The sequence below is a fragment of the Deferribacter desulfuricans SSM1 genome (genome assembly GCF_000010985.1).
Classification (GTDB): domain Bacteria; phylum Chrysiogenota; class Deferribacteres; order Deferribacterales; family Deferribacteraceae; genus Deferribacter; species Deferribacter desulfuricans.
On record NC_013939.1, the window covers coordinates 1,255,919 to 1,273,930 of the forward strand.

The following is an 18,012-nucleotide window of genomic DNA, read 5'->3' on the forward strand; positions in this document are numbered from 1 at the left end:
CCCATGTTTAAGAAAAAAAATGATAAAAAAGGCTTTTCACCAATTGAAGTTGTCATTGTTTTATTAGTCGTAGCTGTAATGATTGCTGTTATTTACAAAAGATATGAAATATACAGAGAAAAGATGTTTCAAACTGCTATTACTTATGACATTAAAAATATTAACTTAATTTTGACACTTTACAAAGTAAAAAATGGGAAATACCCTGAAAAATTGGATGAAATTTATAAAAGTGGTTATTTACTTAATGAAGATAATAAATCTATTTTAAGTGTGATTAAATTTGAAAATGGTCATTTTATTGTAAATGGAAATGTGCTAAAATATGATAAAAACAAAGGGAAAGTTTATATTGAAAAAAACGAATAAAGATGCTGTTCAACAACCATACATGTTGAGAATTAACATAATAATGAGATTTCTTCGGCAACTTTTGTTGCCTCGCCATGCCTCGAAAATACAGTCATTGCGAGCGTTAGCGAAGCAATCTGGACAATTGAGCAATTTTTATTCTTCAAAAACTTCAAATAATTCAGGTTTTACACTTATTGAGTTAATTATCATCATAATTCTTGTAGGTATTCTAGCAATTGTTATCTCTCCAAAAATTGAGATAGGCTCTTTTAGTGAAGATACTGATATTATGCAGCTATATTCTGATATCAGATATGTTCAGCACAAATCGATGGTGGATGGTGGTGGATGGTCGATAAAACTCGATGGTACAAATAAAAAATATACCATTTATGATAACAATGGAAATGTTGCAAATATCCCATCGGTTGATAATCCTGTAAAATTAAAAAATAAATTTTCATCAAATATAAATCAGTTATATTTTGACTATCTTGGAAGACCAGATAGCGATACTGATTCAACAAATAATAATTTATTAAATACAGAAACAACTATAACATTGGGTAATAGAAAAATTTTAATAGTCCCCTACTCTGGAGGTATAATTGTCCACTAAAAACAAAGGATTCACACTTATTGAAATTATAATTTTTATTGTTGTGTTTACTGTTGGTGTTATGGGTATAATGATTTTATTTTACAATACACTTGGTAAAACAAGCGACCCAATTATCAGACACAAAGCTATTGTTGCTGCTCAAACAGTTTTAGAAGAAATCATATCAAAAAAGTTTGATGAAGATACTCTAAATGGTGGTGGAACTATAAATTTAGATAAAATAAATATTGGTAATGAAAATAATGAAAATAGTATGAATAAATATGATGATGTGGATGATTATGTAGATAGTTGTGATACAGAAAAAGAGTATCAACCTTCTGATTTTGGGCTAAATGGTAATTATAAAATATTTGTAAATGTCCATTTTGTCAAAATAGAAAATGGTAAAATTGTTTCAAACAGTTGTACAGCAACAAATTACAAACTAATTCAGGTGAGTGTGGAATCAGACTTATTAAAAGAAAGGTACACTTTAGAGTATGTCAAAGGTAATTTTTAGAAACAAAAAAGGGTTTACACTAGTTGAGCTTATAATTGTAATTGTGTTGCTTGGAATTGTATCCTTTTTAGGTGTTAATCTACTTTTGCCCATTATGACAGGTTACACAGATACTAAAGTAAAAGATTTATTATACAATGAAGCAAAATTTATCACAGAAAGAATGGCTAAAGAGCTTAAATATGCTATACCAAACACCGTTGCAGATTTTAATAATAGTTGCCAGCCAAAAAACTCAAACAACATAAAGTTTGCATCATTTAAAGATGTGTATTTTTATACAAAAAATGAAAAGGACAATATCAGCTTAACAGAAAATGTATCAATTAATAACTATGACATTTTAAGCATATATGTTACAAAATGTAACCAATTTTATAATGAGCAAAGAGTTTACTCAGTCACAGATAACGACTCCGGCAACTATTTAATTTTAGATAAAAATCTGAAAAAAGACTCCCCTTATAAAAGGGTTTTTCTTTTTGACAAAGTTATTGCTTATAAATTGCTAAATAATCAACTTTATTGGTGTAATGGAAATATTGATACGGATTTTAACAGTGAGGGCAATTGCTATATTTTTGGTAATTTTTTAGATAGTGTAGAATTTACTTATGATGCTGGAAATAGATGGAGAAATGCTGCTGTAAAAATCAGTTTAACTCTTAAAAAAAATGATGTGAGTATAAATTATGAAAAAGTTGTCCATATTAGAAATACTCCATGATAAAAAAGGTTCATCTTTAATATTTGCTGTTTTTCTCCTTGTGATATTTGGGTTTATCGGAGTTACACTTATAACAATTTTATCAAACGAATCCATATCAAGTAGCGAAGAGTTACTTTCCACAAAAGCTTTTTATTTAGCTGAATCCAGTTGCGAAATTACTATTGCTGACAATCTGACTGGAACCAATGAACTGATTTATGATGAAAACAATAAAACCTCTTTAACTTACAACAACTTTACTATTGAAATTATTAGAGAAATAAAAGATAATGTAACAGTTTATGAATGTATGGCTTATAATGATTTGGTAAAAAGAAAAATTAAGGTAAAAATACAAAACTAATGAGTGTTTACACAGAATTTTTTAATTTTAAAGAAGAGCCATTTAAATTAACCCCAGACCCAGACTTTTTTTACTGCTCTACCAGTCATGAAGAAGCGATTCAACTTATAGAATATTCTATAAAAACCAGAAAAGGTTTTATGGCTTTAATTGGGGAAGTGGGAACTGGGAAAACAACACTTACAAGAGTGTTATTAAACTCATTAACTGACGTAGAAACATGCCTTGTGCTAAACCCTTTTTTATCCCCTGATGAAATGTTAAAATATATATGCAGCGACTTTGGAATTGTAGTTTCAAATGATTTAGACAAAGGTAAAATTTATGACGAGCTAGCAAAATACTTTTTAAAATTATACGAAGAAGGTAAAAACGCATTATTGATAATTGATGAAGCTCAAAACCTCCCTTTTGAAACTATTGAGCTAATAAGACAACTATCCAACATTGAAAAAGAGGATGCAAAGCTATTGCAAATTCTGTTTGTCGGTCAGCCTGAATTTTTGGAGCTTTTAAACAAATATGAACTTAGACAGGTTAGACAAAGAATTTCAGTAATAATCCAACTAAAAACTTTAACAGAGGAAGATGTTGAAAATTATATCAATTATAGAATCCAAAAAGCATCCAAATATAACAAAACAATTTTTACTAAAGAAGCCATCAAAGCAGTTTATAAATATACTAAAGGTAATCCAAGAGATATTAATAAGCTCTGCGAATACGCTTTAATAGCTGCCTTTAATGATGAATCAAAAAAAATAGAAAAAAAGCATATCGAAAAAGCAATTTTAGAAATTAATCCAATTTTGGTCTCTTCTGAGATAACACCAGCTACTACAAGAAAAAATAGTTTAATAAAAAAAGTTATAATACTTTTTATTTTAATAGTTATAACTGGATTATTAATATATTATTTTTCTTTTTTGATAAAATGTCCCGTTAAAAAAGTAAGTAATATAGAAAATAAAACTTATTCAAACATAAATCTAAATCAACAACCAGCTAAAACAGTTACTATCCAAAAAGAAAAAGTTAAAAAAGAAATAATATCAGAGAATAACACAATTAAAACAAAAACAATACAACCAGTTAGTCAAGATAATATTTCATCAAAAAAATTAATAAAAGAAGAAAAAAATAGAACTAAATCAAAGTGTATTAAATTTCTTGTTAATCAAAAGGTAAGAATAAATCCAGATTTAAACTCAAAATATTTAACGATTATTAAAAAAAACAAAGTATTGAAAATTGAAAAAGTTGTAAATGACTGGGCAATGATTAATATTGACAATAAAATAGGATGGGTGTTATTATACGATAAATACAACAATGTTATTAACTGTGAGGATTAATGAGTTTAATTGCAAACGCATTAAAAAAGAATAAAAACAAAAAACAAACAGTTATTTATAAAAACAAAAAAGTAGTTCAATTTAATCTTCAATTTATTTTCCTGATAATTTTCATTATATTTGTAATTATCGTTTTATTAGATTATAAGCTAATAAATAATTTTTATTCCAAGGTTAAAGCCAAAACATTTACACCTATATCAGAGCTAAAGAAAAATAAATTTGATGCAATAAGCAAACTTAATAAAAACTTGCAATCTTTATATGATGACGAAATTTATATAAATCTCGCATCAAATGAAAAAGATAAAGCTTTAAAAGTTATCAATGATTTAAAAGATTATAGTCTAATTGGGATATATTATTTTAAAGAGAATAATATACCTCAAGCAAAAAAATACCTATCTAAATGTGTTGAATCTACTGAAAGTCCAAAACATAAAGTATTGTGCAGCTATTATCTAGCATTGTTAGAGTATAAATTAAGAAATTATTCTAAATCTTTAGATTTAATAAAAAGTTTAGATAAAAATAAATACAAAAATTTAGAATGTGAAATTAATATTTTGTATGCCACTAATTATGAAAAGCTTGGCAAATATAATTTTGCAAAAATATATTATGATAAATCTAAAAATTCATGTAATATACCACCTGTAAACCATAAAATTAGTATCAAACAGTTTTTATTAAAGCTAAAAGGTATTAATAATGAAAGTTAGTAGTTTATCTGTAGTTTGCTTTGACGATAACAACTATGAGTTTATAAATGGTTCTTTAAAAAATGATATTCTTTACCCATCTTTTGCGATTAAAAATGAATATAACAGCCTTGATGAATTAATAAGTGAGTTAAATGCAAATATAATTGAATCAAAATCAAAATATATAACATTTGTTTATGGCGGCTCTGATCTTTTGGATAGAGTTGAATTTTTAAATAGAAACATTATGAACCATTCTGCAGAGATTTTGAAAAGATTTAAAAGCTCCTTTGATATAGAATTAAAAGATTATCTCATCGATTATTCTTTATATGAAAGTGAAAATGAATATGTTGCTTATATTTGTGGTATTCCTAAGCACTTTGAAGAACTTTTCCATAAAATAAAAAATGCAAAATTTATATCATGTTTTAGTGATATTTACGCTACAAGTCTCTTCTTCACAAATGAAAATGAAATTAGTTTAAAATTAAATGTCAGAAACAACAATACAGTTTTATGTATCACAGAGAGCAATAATATTTTATTTACTAGAGGTTTAAATATAGGATTAAAAAGTATTGCTCAAAAAATAGCAACTGATGGAGGCGTGAGTATAAACTCTGTTTTTGATTATTTGGCTGATGTAGGCGTTGATGACTATGAAACAGAAGAAAAACAAGCTATTTCAACCACAATTAGAGACAATATAGATAGAGTCAGTTTAGAAATACAAAGAACACTTGATTATTACAACAGATATATCTCTAAAGGGAAAGTTGAATCAATCAACATTATAGGTAAGTTTAACAGTATCAAATCTATTGAAAAATATTATAATAAACTTTTTAATTTAAAAATAAATAAAACGATTCCTGAAAATTTTATCGCTGAAAGTAATCATGAATTTGATGATTTTGATTATTTAATAGAAATTTTGGGAGCATTTAAAGAAATATGAGATATAAAAAAGTAAAAAAATTAAATCTAATACCTGAAAATCTACGTTATGATCTTATAAAAGACCAGCTTATAAAATCATCTATTTTTATTATTATATTAGCATTTTTGCTTATTATTTTCGATTATAGCCTATTAGCTTTTAAAAATAAGCAGTTAGAAGATATACTAAAAAAACATACTGTATATAAAAATAATCTTGAAAGAGAGATAGCAAGCCTAGATAAATATGAAAAAAACTATAAAAATCTAAAAAATGAGCTACAAAATTTATTAAAAGAGAAAAATAAGCTCTTTAGATTTTATACTATTAATTACTCACCTTTAATTTCTACAATTTTTTACCTCACAACAAAACCGTCAGACATCTATTTCAAAAATATTTCTTACAGTAAAAACACAATTACATTAGAAGGTTATGCAAACAAAACAAACTCATTTTATAAATACTATAAGTCATTAGAAACAAACAAATATCTGAATAAACTTGAGTTTTATTTTATTAAAAGGGATGAAAATAATAATTTATATACTTTTAAAATAACTATGAAGGTAAAAGAAATAGATGAAATCAATTAAAAGATCTCATGTGATAATTTTATTAATATTGATATTGGTCTTTATCTTTTTAATTTATCTGAAATATATCCGAATTATTCAAATTATAAAGCTGCACTCTTTAAAGATGCAAATAAGTCAAATAGAAGGTAAAATTGACACCTATATAATCGAATTTTACAGAAAACTAAACACTACCAGTAAAATTTATTCAATAAAAAAGGAGATTTTAAAAAACAAGTTGGAAATGGCAAATTTATTAGAAAATATAAAAGATAAAACTTATGTCTCATCCGTAATAAAAAATATCATTTTCAATAGTGGCGTTAAAATAGATGAATTTAACTTTTCTGGTTTTGATGTTAAAGGGCTAAGATATAATAATCATTACTCAGTAAAAGTTACAGGGCAAATTTACAATATCTTGAAATTACTGGAAAACATAGAGTATGAAAATGAATGGTTGTCATTGGATTCTTATAGCATAAGTTTTAATGAAAATGGGCTTATAAATATGAGTTTTAATCTTACAGCATATGGAAGGGTAAAGTGAAAAAGTTAATAGTTGTTTATTCCTTATTAATTGCAGTAAATGCTTTTAGTTGGGACATTGCCAATATACCTAAGAATAACTTATCATTTATAAAAAGATATACTTTTATCAAACCAAAACCGTTAGTTAAAGAAAAATCAAACCAAAATGAAACAAAAACTAAAGCTTTTAATTTAACTGGAATCATTAAACTCGATGATGAATTTTATGCTATAATAAATAACGAAAGTTACAAAACAGGTGATATAATTGATGGTTATAAAGTAACAAAAATAGATATGAAAGAAGTAATCTTAACAAAAAATAAAAAAAATAGGGTAGTGCTCTATGTGGACAAAAATTAAACAAATATTACTGATCTTATCAATATCATCGTTACTTTTTGCAGCAGATTTAAGTAAAAGTATTTCTGTAAATTTTAAAGATGCTGATATTAAAGATGTAATGATAACATTATCAAAGCTGTCTAAAATCAATATTGTTTTACCAAAAAATATTAACGGGAAATTGACTCTCTATTTAGAAAATGTAGCACTTAAAGATGTAATAGATAATATAGCAAAACAGTTTAATTTAAGCTATGACATAAAAAACAATATTATATATTTTTATAATTCTGGGACTAAAAATGATACAGCACCTGTAGTAGATTATTTTTACGCTCCAAAAAACATCAAGTTAGCCGATTTAGTAAAAATTTTAGAAAACTTCAAAAGTGATAAAGGGAAAATTGTAGTTGATGACTACAGTGGGACATTAATTATCACAGACACAAAAGAAAATATCGAAAAAATGAAGTATTACATTTCGAAAATTGATGTCCCTATAAAACAGGTTATGATAGAAGCAAAAATTGTTGAGGTTTCAAAAACTGGGAGCAGAGAACTTGGCCTTCAATGGTCAGCAAATACAAATATAAACTCAACAAATAAATATTTTCCAAACACCATATCTATTGGGGGAGATACATCAGGATACATGGTAAACCTACCTATAACTAATCCAGGAGGCACCTTATCCTTATTACTCGGGAACTATTCAGGCTCTTTTATCTTAGATGCAAAACTTCAAGCATTGGAGCAACAGGGGTTAGCTAAAATTGTTTCACAACCTAAAATTGTAACAATGAACAATAAAGAAGCTAAAATAGAAAGTGGCTTTGAGTTTCATTATAAAGTAATAGATGATGATGACACCGATGTAGAATCAGATGAAGCAAAATTATCTTTGACAGTTACCCCACAGGTAACCCCAGATAATAATATACTTTTAAAAATAGTTGTTGATAAAAGTGAGCTTGATTTCTCAAAAACTGTAGATGGATATCCTTTAAAATTTACAAGAAAAGCTGAAACTTATGTAAAACTCAAAGATGGAGAAACCACTGTAATTGGTGGATTAGTGCAAGAAAAACAATCAAATAGTACTTCAGCAGTGCCAGGTTTGAGTAAAATACCTTTGATTGGCTGGTTATTCAAAAGTAAAACAAACAGTCATGATTTAAACGACCTTGTGATTTTTATTACACCAAAAATCATAAAGGAATAAAAATATGAAATTGAAAAACATCAGAATTGGTGATTTACTTGTTTCAAAAGGGTATCTAACAGAAGCTCAACTTAAAGTTGCCCTTGAAGAGCAGAAAAAAACAGGGAAAAAAATAGGCGAAGTCTTAATAGACCTGGGATATATTACAGAAGATTTTCTCCTCGATATTTTATCAGAACAGCTTGGAATAGAACGTGTTACGTTAGATGAACTAGATTTAAACCCAAGCTTTAAAAATATAATACCAGAAAATGTTGCAAGAAAATACAAAGTTATCCCTGTAAAAGTAGAAGGGAGCACTCTTTATATTGCAATGAGCGACCCAAACAATATCATTGCCATTGATGAAATAACAAGGCTCACAAAAAAAGATGTAATACCAATGCTTATTTCAAATGATGAATTTTTGGCTGCATTTAATAAAATATACGGTGGTGAAGACCATCTTTACAACATTGCAAAAACGGTTGAAAAAGAGATCTCTGTGCTGTCAGCAGAAGATGACAGTGTTTATGAATCGTTAGCAGAAAGTTCATCAGCAATAGATCTTGTAAACAGTATTATAGCCAAGGCAATAAATGAAAAAGCATCAGATATACATATAGAGCCAGATGAAGATATATTGAGAGTAAGATTCAGAATAGATGGTATTTTACACGAAATTTTAACGTTAAACAAAATCTTAGCTCCAGCAATAATTTCAAGAATTAAGATTATGTCAAATATGAACATTGCAGAAAAAAGAGTTCCTCAAGATGGCAGATTTAAAATTAAGATAAACTTTCAAGAAATAGATTTTAGGGTATCCACTTTACCAACAAACTTTGGTGAAAAAGCAGTATTAAGAGTACTCGATAGGAGCAAAGCATTGTTAGAACTTCACCATATTGGTATGGATAATCATTCATTAGAAATCTATGATTCAATAATCTCAAAACCTTATGGAATCATATTGATTTCAGGGCCAACTGGTAGTGGTAAAACTACAACTTTGTATGCCACATTAAATAAACTTAATAGTTTAGAGAAGAATATTGTTACCATAGAAGATCCTATTGAATATAATTTTAAAATTATTAATCAAGTTCAGGTGGATGAAACAGCTGGTGTCACATTCGCTTCAGCTTTGAGATCCATTTTAAGACAAGACCCAGATATTATTATGGTCGGGGAAATAAGGGATAAAGAAACTGCCCAAATTTCTATTCAAGCCTCTCTAACAGGTCATTTGGTTCTTGCAACTATACACACGAACGATGCTGTAAGTAGTGTTGTAAGACTCGTAGATATGGGTATAGAACCATATTTAGTATCTTCCTCTTTAATAGGGGTAGTAGCTCAACGACTTGTTAGAAAAGTATGTTTAAACTGTGCTGTAGAATACACTCCTGATGAATCAATATTAAAACGGCTTGATATTAAATATCAAAATGCAAAGTTTGTTAGAGGCGAAGGCTGTCCTGATTGTCACTACACAGGTTACAAAGGGCGAATAGGTATTTATGAAGTTTTAAAAATCGATACAGAAATGAGAGAAATGATAAGTAAAAATGCTACAACGGAAACCATTAGAAAGTATGCTTTAAGCAAAGGATTTCAAACTCTTTATGACTCTGGTATGAAACTAGCTTCTGTTGGAATAACTACTCTTGAAGAAGTCTTGAGAGTAACGACTATAGAAAACGACTAAATCTATAAATTAGTTGAAGGTGTTGCACAATAATAATTGCTTAAACACCTCAGATTGCTTCGCTAATGCTCGCAATGTCGGCAATTTTGGGGTCATTGCGACCTCGCCATTCAGTAGTAAATTTTAAGTTTAAAACTTTTTGTGTGTATAGTATTTGCATGTATAATTTTAAATATTTGAAGCTTAATGGCGGGGGAAGCAATCTCAAATAATCAAAATCTATCTTTTATTTTATTTGCAATTATTGAAGCTACTATCAACTTTACAATATCAAAAAGTAAAGGTGTTAAAAAACCGATATATAATATTTTTCTGAAAGCTATGGCTTTATGCTGTATATAATTCAAATTAAAATACAAATATGTCACACCCAAACCATAAATTACAACCAAACCTAACAAACCACCTAAAAGATAGAAAAATATCTTCTTATATTTTGCAAAATATCCAATAGGGATTGAAGCCAACACAAAACCAACAAGATAGCCAAAAGTAGGCTGTAAAACATATCCTATTCCACCACCATGAGCAAAAATAGGCAATCCTATCAAACCAAGTATCAAATAAACTAATCCTCCCATAAAAGCTGGTTTTATACCAAATATCATTGGCATTAATAAAACTACAAAAGGTTGCAATGTGAGGGGCACAGGCTCTAACGGTATTCTGATAAAAGTACTAACAGCCAAAAAAGCAGCAACTAGCGCAGAATAAACAATTTTATTTTGATTCATAAACATCCTCCATACTAATCAATTGGTTAACAAGTCTATAGCCTTCTTCATATCCAATAGAAATAATCTCTTTAGCTTTAGTAAAGTCTGTCAATTTATAACCATCTAAATCAGGTTTCACTTTAATACAATCCACATCATCCATCACATATTCAGCAGTAGCTTCCTGCATTATAGCAATACTTTGAACCAATATTTCAAAGATATTTGGATATTTGACCTTTCCATTATCAATATTAATTCTTAATATCTCTTTAAGCAATTTATTAATGGAATTAACAAATATATTATTATCTTTTACAAAATTTTCACCATTTGAGTAATATTTATTTATAAAATCATCCTTTTCCGCAAAGGGCCCAACATGTACTGCAATTTTAACATCGCAATCTTCAGGCAGTCTATTTACAGGAACAGGATTTTTTAGCCCACCATCTACCAAAAACATTCCATCCAAATATGCTGGAATAAATACTCCTGGAAAAGAGATACTTGCCCTAATAGCTTTTATTAAAGAACCGGAGTTAAAAATTATCTCTTTACCTGTGAAAAGATCTGTTGCCACACAACAAAATTTCAAATCAAGGTTTTCAATTTTGACATCACCAATAAATTCATAGATAAATCTATCTATCTTTTTACCATCAACTAACCCTGATTTAGTAATTTTTAAATCAAAAAATTCCGTAAAAATTTTCCAGTCTAACTCATAAATGAGTTTTTCCATTTGAAAAACATCATAACCAGCAGCATAAAGCCCACCTATAAAAGCCCCCATACTCGAACCACTTATGGCATAAACTGGGATTTCAGCTTCTTGAAACGCTTTCAAAACCCCGATATGAGCAAGCCCTCTCGCTGCTCCACTACCAAGTGCCAAACCAATTTTCATATTTTCACCCTACTCTCTCAATCTTTACAGCACACACTTTATATTCAGGTATTTTTGCTACACTATCCAAAGCTTTTATTGTCAATTTATTAACATTTCCATCAGGAAAATGAAAATTACCAAAAATTTCACCACTTTTCAGCCTTTCAGTTACAAAGGCTCTACCAATTATTTTCCCTCTTCTTGATATGACTTTTATCAGCTCACCATCCTTAATACCAAAACTTTTAGCATCATTGGTATTCAGCATCACAATCGGTTCTGAGCAGACTTTTAGCAACTCTTTTACTCTTCTTGTCAACTCACCACCATGCCAGTGATAAAGCTCTCTACCTGTATTTAAAACAAATGGAAATTCTTCATTAGGTCTTTCCTTAGGCGGTTTATTTAAAACTATATGAAGTTTCCCCTTCCCTCTCGAAAACTTTTTTTGGTGTAAAATCGATGTCTCATTTCCAGTTTCCTTATAAACTGGCCAATATAAATCTTCACCATTTAGTAATCTTTCATATTTTGCATAGCCATAAATAGGGGTTGTTGCATTTATTTCATCAAGTACATCTTTTGCACTTTCATAATCCCATTTTGCATAAACTCCCATAGGTTTTAAACTAAGCATTTTAATCAAACGGTTTGCGAGCTCAGACAAAATAAATAAATCAGGTTTAGAATTATAAAGTGGCTTGATAACAGGTTTTATGAGATTAATTTTTCTCTCAGTATTTGTAAAAGTACCCTCTTTTTCAGCAAACGATGAAGCCGGCAAAATAACATCTGCAAACTTTGATGTTTCTGTAGGGAATATATCCTGCACCACCAAAAAATCAGCATTTTTTAAACTTTCAACAACCCTATTAACATCTGGCTCAGTCATAACAGGATTTTCACCCATGATGTAAAGGGCTCTAATCGATTTATCGTTTAAACTATCCACCATCTCAGTAACAGTTTTTCCAACAACTCTACTCAGCTTAAAATCACCATCCATTTTCCAGAAATTTTCAAATTTCTTCACAATCTCTTCATCCATTACCCTTTGATACCCATTAAAAACATCAGGCAAACAACCCATATCACAGGCACCCTGAACATTATTTTGCCCTCTCAAAGGATTAAGACCACCACCAGAAACCCCAATATTGCCAGTAAGCAGTTGTAAATTTGATAAAGCAAAGACATTATCAACGCCATGGTTATGTTGTGTAATCCCCATCGCCCAGATTAAAGCAGTAGGCTTTTCAAGTGCAACTTTTTTGGCTACTTTATATAAGATTTCATAATCAATACCAGTAACTTTGACACATTCATCTAAATTAATACTTAATATATACTTTTTAAATTCTTCATAATTTTCGCATCTTTCATTAATATAATCTTTATCTTCCCAACCATTTTCAATGATAATTTTACACAATGCATTCATTAAAGCCACATCAGACCCAGGTTTTATTGGTAAATAAATATCTGAAAAATCTACAATATCAATATATCGAGGATCTGCTACAATAAGATTAATTTTTCTATTCATTACGGCTCTTCTAATTTTTACACCAAAAACAGGGTGTTGCTCTGTAACATTGGAACCAATAATAAAAACAGTGGAGGCATTTTCCACAATATCATCCATTGTGTTGGTCATAGCACCTGAGCCAACGCTCTGGATAAGACCAACAACAGTAGAAGAGTGACAAAGTCTTGCACAGTGATCCACATTATTCGTCCCAATTATTTGCCTGGCCAGTTTTTGCAAAAGATAGTTCTCTTCATTTGTGCATTTTGCTGATGAGAAAAAACCTATACTATCTCCACCAAAAGTCCTTTTTATTTCAACCAATTTTTTTGAAACAATATCAAGTGCTGTGTCCCAATCAACTTCGATAAATTCACTTTTTAAATCTTTCTTTCCATCATCAAGCAAATATTTTCTAACAAGTGGAGATTTCAAACGATCCTCACTAAAAATATATGAATGCCCGTATCTCCCTTTTACACATAAAGAATTGTATTTATCATCTGTTTGTTTTGGTGTCACCAAAACATTTTCACCATCAACAGAAAGGTTGATTTTGCAGCCAACTCCACAATATGAACAAACAGTTTCAACAGATTTTTTGTTATATTCATCAAGCAAAATGTTATTTTTTATAGCCCCTGTTGGGCAAAAATCTACACAAGTCCCACAAAATTCACATAGAGCTTCTTCAAAAGATTCATCAGCTCCAATGGTTAATTTTTGATTTTTACCCTTGTAAGCAAAGTTCCAGACAAATCTACATTGCAATTCTTTGCATGCAGAAACACACCTTCCGCACTGCACACATAAATTATTATCAAAGCTAAAAAAAGGGTTGCTAACTATTCTATTTTCACTGAAACATCTGCTGGAAATTGATTTATAACCAAAATACTTAAATAACTTACTAAGTTCAGAAATATCATTTACTCTTTCAACATAAATATTATCAACAAGTAAATCAAAATTTATTTTTCTGAAACTTCTAAGTTCTTCATCATTTGTAATGATGTCCATCCCATCTTCTATTTTGGTTTCACAGGCAGTTACAATTTTGTCATTAACTTTCACAATACAAAGCTTACATCTACCAATCGGTTTTAATCTTTTATCATAGCAAAGCTTTGGGATATATATCCCCACACTCTCGCATGCGTCTATTATCGTCATTTTCTCTTTAAAACTATAATCAGCACCATTAATTGTTATCTTAATCATTTTGCACTCTCAAAAAAGGAATAAACACCATTTTTAATAGCTTTGCCAAGGCCACAGCGCGTACTTACTGACATTGATTCTACAATAGATTTTATATCTTCCACTTTATCGTTTAAGTTATTGATGGATAAAATTTCTTCTAATTTTTGATAACCTTTATAACAAGGGATACACTGTCCACAGGATTCATCAGCAAAAAATGAGACAAAATATTTCAAAATGGATAATTTATCTCTTGATTCATCTGCTATAAAAATAGAACCCACAAAACTTTTTTCAAAATCTCTTAACTTTTTACTGAAATTATTTTTATCTACAAAAAAACCTGAAGCCCCACCTAATATCGCAAAACCAGGATTTCCAATAGTTCTATCACAAATATTTTTGACAATCTCATTTATAGCAACATCTAAATCTATTTCAACAACCCCTTTTTCCTTCACATCTCCGCAAACAGATATAAGCCTTTTATTCAAGTTTACTATTTTTTTTTCACATACTTCAAAAACATAGGAAAGGGTTTCAATGTTATTTACTAACGTTGGTTTACCAAAAATACCAGATTCAAAGGGATATGGCGGCTTATTTCTCGGATTCCCCCTTTTCCCCTCAAAAGATTCTATAAGCCCTGTCTCCTCACCACAAACATAAGCTCCTGCCCCTGATACAATCTCCACATTTAAACTATTAAAAAAATCTATTTCTAACAAAAAATAACTGGTTATTTCACTTAAAATCTTTTTCTGTTTTATATATTCACCTCTAATATAAAAAATTATATCAGTAGCACCAACTATATAGGCACTTAAAATTGCTCCAGCTACAGCCACAAAAGGGTTTATTTCTAACAAAGCTCTATCTTTAAAGACAAAAGGCTCGGATTCGTCAATATTGCATACAAGATATTTTTTGCTACTATTTATATTTTTTATTGCTTCAAACTTTTTATACGTTGGAAAATTTGCACCACCTCTCCCTCTTAAATCAGATTTTTTTACTCTTTCAAGCAAATCATCCCTATCAGCTGATAACAATTTTGTAAGAGTTGTTATATATTCATCCTTATCTCTTACATTTAAAATGAAACAATCATCGATATTCTTATTTAATACCTTAGCGCTCTCAGATTCTTTAAAAATACCTTGAACAAAACATGCCTGTTTCCCTTCTTTTATAACCGCTGGAGAGTTATCGCATAAGCCTAAACAGTGAGTTTTAATTGCATTATCAAATAGTTCATCATTTTTGCAACATGGAGCATTGCAGGAAAGTAAATTTTTGCCATTCACATTTAATAGTGAATAAAAAGAAACAATGGAAAAAGTTTCGCTATAAGGGATACCAAATTTTCTGGCAAGCAATTTAATCGTTTTTTTGTCAATCGATGAAAATTTGTACCTTTTTGCCTCTTCTAAAAAATTTTTATAAACAAACCTATCTTTTATAAAAGCAAAGTTTCTCTTATACCTATCAACTACAGGCATTTTATATCTCTGAGTATATTTTGCTCAATTCGTTAAACAGTTCTGTAGAACGTTTTTTGTAAAAGAAATTTTCAGGGATTTTTACCCCTTTACTCTGAATCAAAACATTAAAGTTTGTACCAAAACCACCCTCTGGTATAATCAGAGACCTTATCCTTGCCTTATGCAAATCTGATTCTGCATATTTTATCTCATCCAAGATTCCACTTTGTAAGAGAAAAAGCCACTGTGGCTCAAAATTTACAACATCCAATCCGCTCTCTTTCCCATACTCCATAAGAGCAGAAAAATCCACAAATGCAGTTATATCTTGATAACCAACCCTTTCAAAAAAATCGTTATTTTGAGTATGTTTGAAATAACAGGTAACAGTACCATCCATCCTAAATGGAGCATACAATTGTTTGGCCTCAAAACCATAATCAATTGTAACAACCAGCCCTTTATTTATCTTTTTACCCAAATCTCTAATCCATTTCACTGCATCAAGGTTTATATCAGCGATTTGTTTATCCACCAGTTTTATATTTAATCTATTGATATATTCCTTTAACTCTTCGGTGGAAAAATCATCAGGATAAAACTGCAATTTATCATCATGATAAATCACATAAAGCTCTTTTAATTCTCCCGATATATTAATGATTCTATGTACAGGGAAAGCATCAACTAATTCGTTTGAAAAAAATACACCATCAAAATCCCTTAATTCTTTAAATGAATGCCAAGAAATCTTTCCTTCATGAGCTTTAAGCAACTCCTTTTGCTTATCTATTAAATATTCACTCTTTTCGATAATAATATATTCTATTTTTTCATAAAATTGAGGCTCCTCATCCTTATAAAAATTAAGGATATCATTTGCCAGCATCCCACTACCAGCACCCATTTCACAAAGTACCGGCTCAAGATCCAACTCATTTATCGCTTTTAAAAAGCCTCTTGCCAGAGACCTACCAAAAGACTCTGAAGCATCAACAGAAGTGTAAAAACTACCCTGCATCCCAAATGGGTTCTCTTTTTGATAATACCCATATTGAGGATGATAAAGAGCCAGATTCATAAACTCAGCAAACGTCATTTTTTTATTTTTAACTTTTTCAATTATCAACTCTCTCAATTCGTCCATAATCACTCCACCTTAAAAAATAGTACTATTTCTACCTCATCAGGTTTGGTATAATCAACCGCATCAAACCTTAACCTTTTAATAAAATTAATTGCAATATTTTCAACATAACTACTGCTTCTTGTAACAAATCTTATATCGTAAGGGATTCCATAATTATCAACCTTGAATTTTAAAGTGATTTTAGTATCTTTTTCAAGCTGAAACTTTGGCTTAGGAGGCTCATATATAATCTTCCTTCTAATATTCGAAATCTTTTTTATCTCATAAAAATCACTGTTTTTCGATGCTGATATTTCATTGTTTTTTTGGTTATACTCTTTTAAAACTTCCTCTTTAGTCTTTGCAAGTTCACTATTTAATTCAACTTTATTAGCTGATTTCTCCCCTTCTAACTGCACATTTTCAAACTCAGGTATTAAAATCTTCTCTAAATTGTTAGCAACAGGTAAATCAACATTGCTATCAACCTGTTTGCTTTGATTTTTATTCCTTTTCAACTTCTCTTTAATCTTATTCAAATCAAATTTTTTAATGGGGTTTTGTAGTTTGTTTGAGCTTTTAATTCTTTTTGAAACTGCACTCTTTTTAACAATTTTTAACTCTATTTCACGTGGTTTTAAATTTTTAAAATCTATGCGCAACTCTGGTAAGATTAAAATAATCATTAAATGAAATATTAGAGATAATATTAAAAAACCCAATAATCTTGAATAAATAATCATTCCTCTTCTACTGCAATAGTAAACCTATCAAAACCCGCCCTTTTACACTGATCCATCACATAAACCACAGTCCCGTGTTTTGCATTTTTATCGGCCTGCAATATTACTGGTAAATTTTCATTAGTTTTTTTCATCTTCGTTAAGGTTTTATATAAAGCAAATTTTGGTATCTCTTTCTTATTTATAAATATTTTATTTTTATTATCAACAACAATTACAATACTTTTGTTTACAGCTTGCTCATCACCTTTAGCTTTTGGCAGATCTACTTTTAACGCATTGGTATAGATAAAAGTTGTTGAAACCATAAAAAATATCAATAGTAAAAACACTACGTCGATAAGAGGAGTTAAATTAATATCTAAACCAGTACCCTTCTCTTTTTTAGAAAATCTCAT

20 protein-coding genes are annotated in these 18,012 nt (G+C 29.3%); 13 read left to right on the plus strand and 7 right to left on the minus strand.

The features are described from left to right. Positions 1–3 precede the first annotated feature (3 nt). From DEFDS_RS06265 to DEFDS_RS06320, 13 genes are all read left to right on the plus strand, one after another. Positions 4–369 (plus strand): prepilin-type N-terminal cleavage/methylation domain-containing protein, encoded by a 366-nt coding sequence (locus DEFDS_RS06265; RefSeq protein ID WP_013007960.1) that lies wholly within the window; start codon positions 4–6, stop codon positions 367–369. Further along, the gene (locus tag DEFDS_RS06270) at positions 326–973 is read left to right on the plus strand and encodes a prepilin-type N-terminal cleavage/methylation domain-containing protein (RefSeq protein ID WP_013007961.1); all 648 of its coding nucleotides are present in this window, start codon (positions 326–328) and stop codon (positions 971–973) included. The genes DEFDS_RS06265 and DEFDS_RS06270 overlap by 44 nt, the downstream gene beginning before the upstream one ends. Next, the gene (locus DEFDS_RS06275; RefSeq protein ID WP_013007962.1) at positions 963–1,478 is read left to right on the plus strand and encodes a prepilin-type N-terminal cleavage/methylation domain-containing protein; all 516 of its coding nucleotides are present in this window, start codon (positions 963–965) and stop codon (positions 1,476–1,478) included. Before DEFDS_RS06270 ends, DEFDS_RS06275 begins: the two co-directional genes overlap by 11 nt. Further along, entirely contained in the window at positions 1,459–2,205 is a 747-nt protein-coding gene (locus tag DEFDS_RS12640; protein WP_013007963.1) for a type IV pilin protein, read from the plus strand. The genes DEFDS_RS06275 and DEFDS_RS12640 overlap by 20 nt, the downstream gene beginning before the upstream one ends. Beyond that, positions 2,171–2,551, plus strand: a complete 381-nt coding sequence (locus tag DEFDS_RS06280) for a hypothetical protein (protein WP_041223656.1) — start codon at positions 2,171–2,173, stop codon at positions 2,549–2,551. The genes DEFDS_RS12640 and DEFDS_RS06280 overlap by 35 nt, the downstream gene beginning before the upstream one ends. Further along, positions 2,551–3,906 (plus strand): AAA family ATPase, encoded by a 1,356-nt coding sequence (locus tag DEFDS_RS12645; RefSeq protein ID WP_013007964.1) that lies wholly within the window; start codon positions 2,551–2,553, stop codon positions 3,904–3,906. The genes DEFDS_RS06280 and DEFDS_RS12645 overlap by 1 nt, the downstream gene beginning before the upstream one ends. Further along, complete coding sequence (locus DEFDS_RS06290) at positions 3,906–4,628, plus strand: hypothetical protein (protein WP_013007965.1); 723 nt, start codon at positions 3,906–3,908, stop codon at positions 4,626–4,628. The genes DEFDS_RS12645 and DEFDS_RS06290 overlap by 1 nt, the downstream gene beginning before the upstream one ends. Continuing rightward, a complete protein-coding gene (locus tag DEFDS_RS06295; RefSeq protein WP_013007966.1) occupies positions 4,618–5,571 on the plus strand; it encodes a hypothetical protein in 954 nt (317 codons plus the stop codon). Before DEFDS_RS06290 ends, DEFDS_RS06295 begins: the two co-directional genes overlap by 11 nt. After that, the gene (locus DEFDS_RS06300; protein ID WP_013007967.1) at positions 5,568–6,149 is read left to right on the plus strand and encodes a PilN domain-containing protein; all 582 of its coding nucleotides are present in this window, start codon (positions 5,568–5,570) and stop codon (positions 6,147–6,149) included. The genes DEFDS_RS06295 and DEFDS_RS06300 overlap by 4 nt, the downstream gene beginning before the upstream one ends. A 106-nt stretch (positions 6,150–6,255) precedes the next feature. Beyond that, the gene (locus DEFDS_RS06305) at positions 6,256–6,681 is read left to right on the plus strand and encodes a hypothetical protein (protein ID WP_153801469.1); all 426 of its coding nucleotides are present in this window, start codon (positions 6,256–6,258) and stop codon (positions 6,679–6,681) included. Beyond that, positions 6,678–7,025 (plus strand): hypothetical protein, encoded by a 348-nt coding sequence (locus DEFDS_RS06310; protein ID WP_013007969.1) that lies wholly within the window; start codon positions 6,678–6,680, stop codon positions 7,023–7,025. Before DEFDS_RS06305 ends, DEFDS_RS06310 begins: the two co-directional genes overlap by 4 nt. Further along, positions 7,009–8,229, plus strand: coding sequence for a secretin N-terminal domain-containing protein (locus DEFDS_RS06315; RefSeq protein WP_013007970.1), 1,221 nt, complete (start codon positions 7,009–7,011; stop codon positions 8,227–8,229). Before DEFDS_RS06310 ends, DEFDS_RS06315 begins: the two co-directional genes overlap by 17 nt. Before the next feature lie 4 nt (positions 8,230–8,233). After that, a complete protein-coding gene (locus tag DEFDS_RS06320) occupies positions 8,234–9,919 on the plus strand; it encodes a GspE/PulE family protein (protein ID WP_013007971.1) in 1,686 nt (561 codons plus the stop codon). A 212-nt stretch (positions 9,920–10,131) separates the two neighbouring features. Here the strand turns inward: DEFDS_RS06320 and DEFDS_RS06325 are convergent, their stop codons facing one another. The 7 genes from DEFDS_RS06325 to DEFDS_RS06355 are packed head-to-tail and all read right to left on the minus strand — an operon-like array spanning position 10,132 to position 18,012. Continuing rightward, positions 10,132–10,653 carry a biotin transporter BioY gene (locus tag DEFDS_RS06325; RefSeq protein WP_013007972.1) on the minus strand — a complete coding sequence of 174 codons (522 nt, stop codon included), beginning with the start codon at positions 10,651–10,653 and terminating at the stop codon, positions 10,132–10,134. Further along, on the minus strand, positions 10,640–11,545 hold the full coding sequence (locus DEFDS_RS06330) for a patatin-like phospholipase family protein (protein ID WP_013007973.1): 906 nt from the start codon (positions 11,543–11,545) through the stop codon (positions 10,640–10,642). Before DEFDS_RS06330 ends, DEFDS_RS06325 begins: the two co-directional genes overlap by 14 nt. Before the next feature lie 4 nt (positions 11,546–11,549). Continuing rightward, positions 11,550–14,276 (minus strand): formate dehydrogenase subunit alpha, encoded by a 2,727-nt coding sequence (gene fdhF / locus DEFDS_RS06335; RefSeq protein WP_013007974.1) that lies wholly within the window; start codon positions 14,274–14,276, stop codon positions 11,550–11,552. Beyond that, the gene (locus DEFDS_RS06340; RefSeq protein WP_013007975.1) at positions 14,273–15,760 is read right to left on the minus strand and encodes an NADH-ubiquinone oxidoreductase-F iron-sulfur binding region domain-containing protein; all 1,488 of its coding nucleotides are present in this window, start codon (positions 15,758–15,760) and stop codon (positions 14,273–14,275) included. The genes fdhF and DEFDS_RS06340 overlap by 4 nt, the downstream gene beginning before the upstream one ends. A gap of 1 nt (position 15,761) precedes the next feature. Next, entirely contained in the window at positions 15,762–16,889 is a 1,128-nt protein-coding gene (locus tag DEFDS_RS06345; RefSeq protein ID WP_013007976.1) for a class I SAM-dependent methyltransferase, read from the minus strand. A gap of 2 nt (positions 16,890–16,891) precedes the next feature. Further along, positions 16,892–17,614 (minus strand): hypothetical protein, encoded by a 723-nt coding sequence (locus DEFDS_RS06350; RefSeq protein WP_013007977.1) that lies wholly within the window; start codon positions 17,612–17,614, stop codon positions 16,892–16,894. Further along, the gene (locus tag DEFDS_RS06355) at positions 17,611–18,012 is read right to left on the minus strand and encodes an ExbD/TolR family protein (protein WP_013007978.1); all 402 of its coding nucleotides are present in this window, start codon (positions 18,010–18,012) and stop codon (positions 17,611–17,613) included. Before DEFDS_RS06355 ends, DEFDS_RS06350 begins: the two co-directional genes overlap by 4 nt.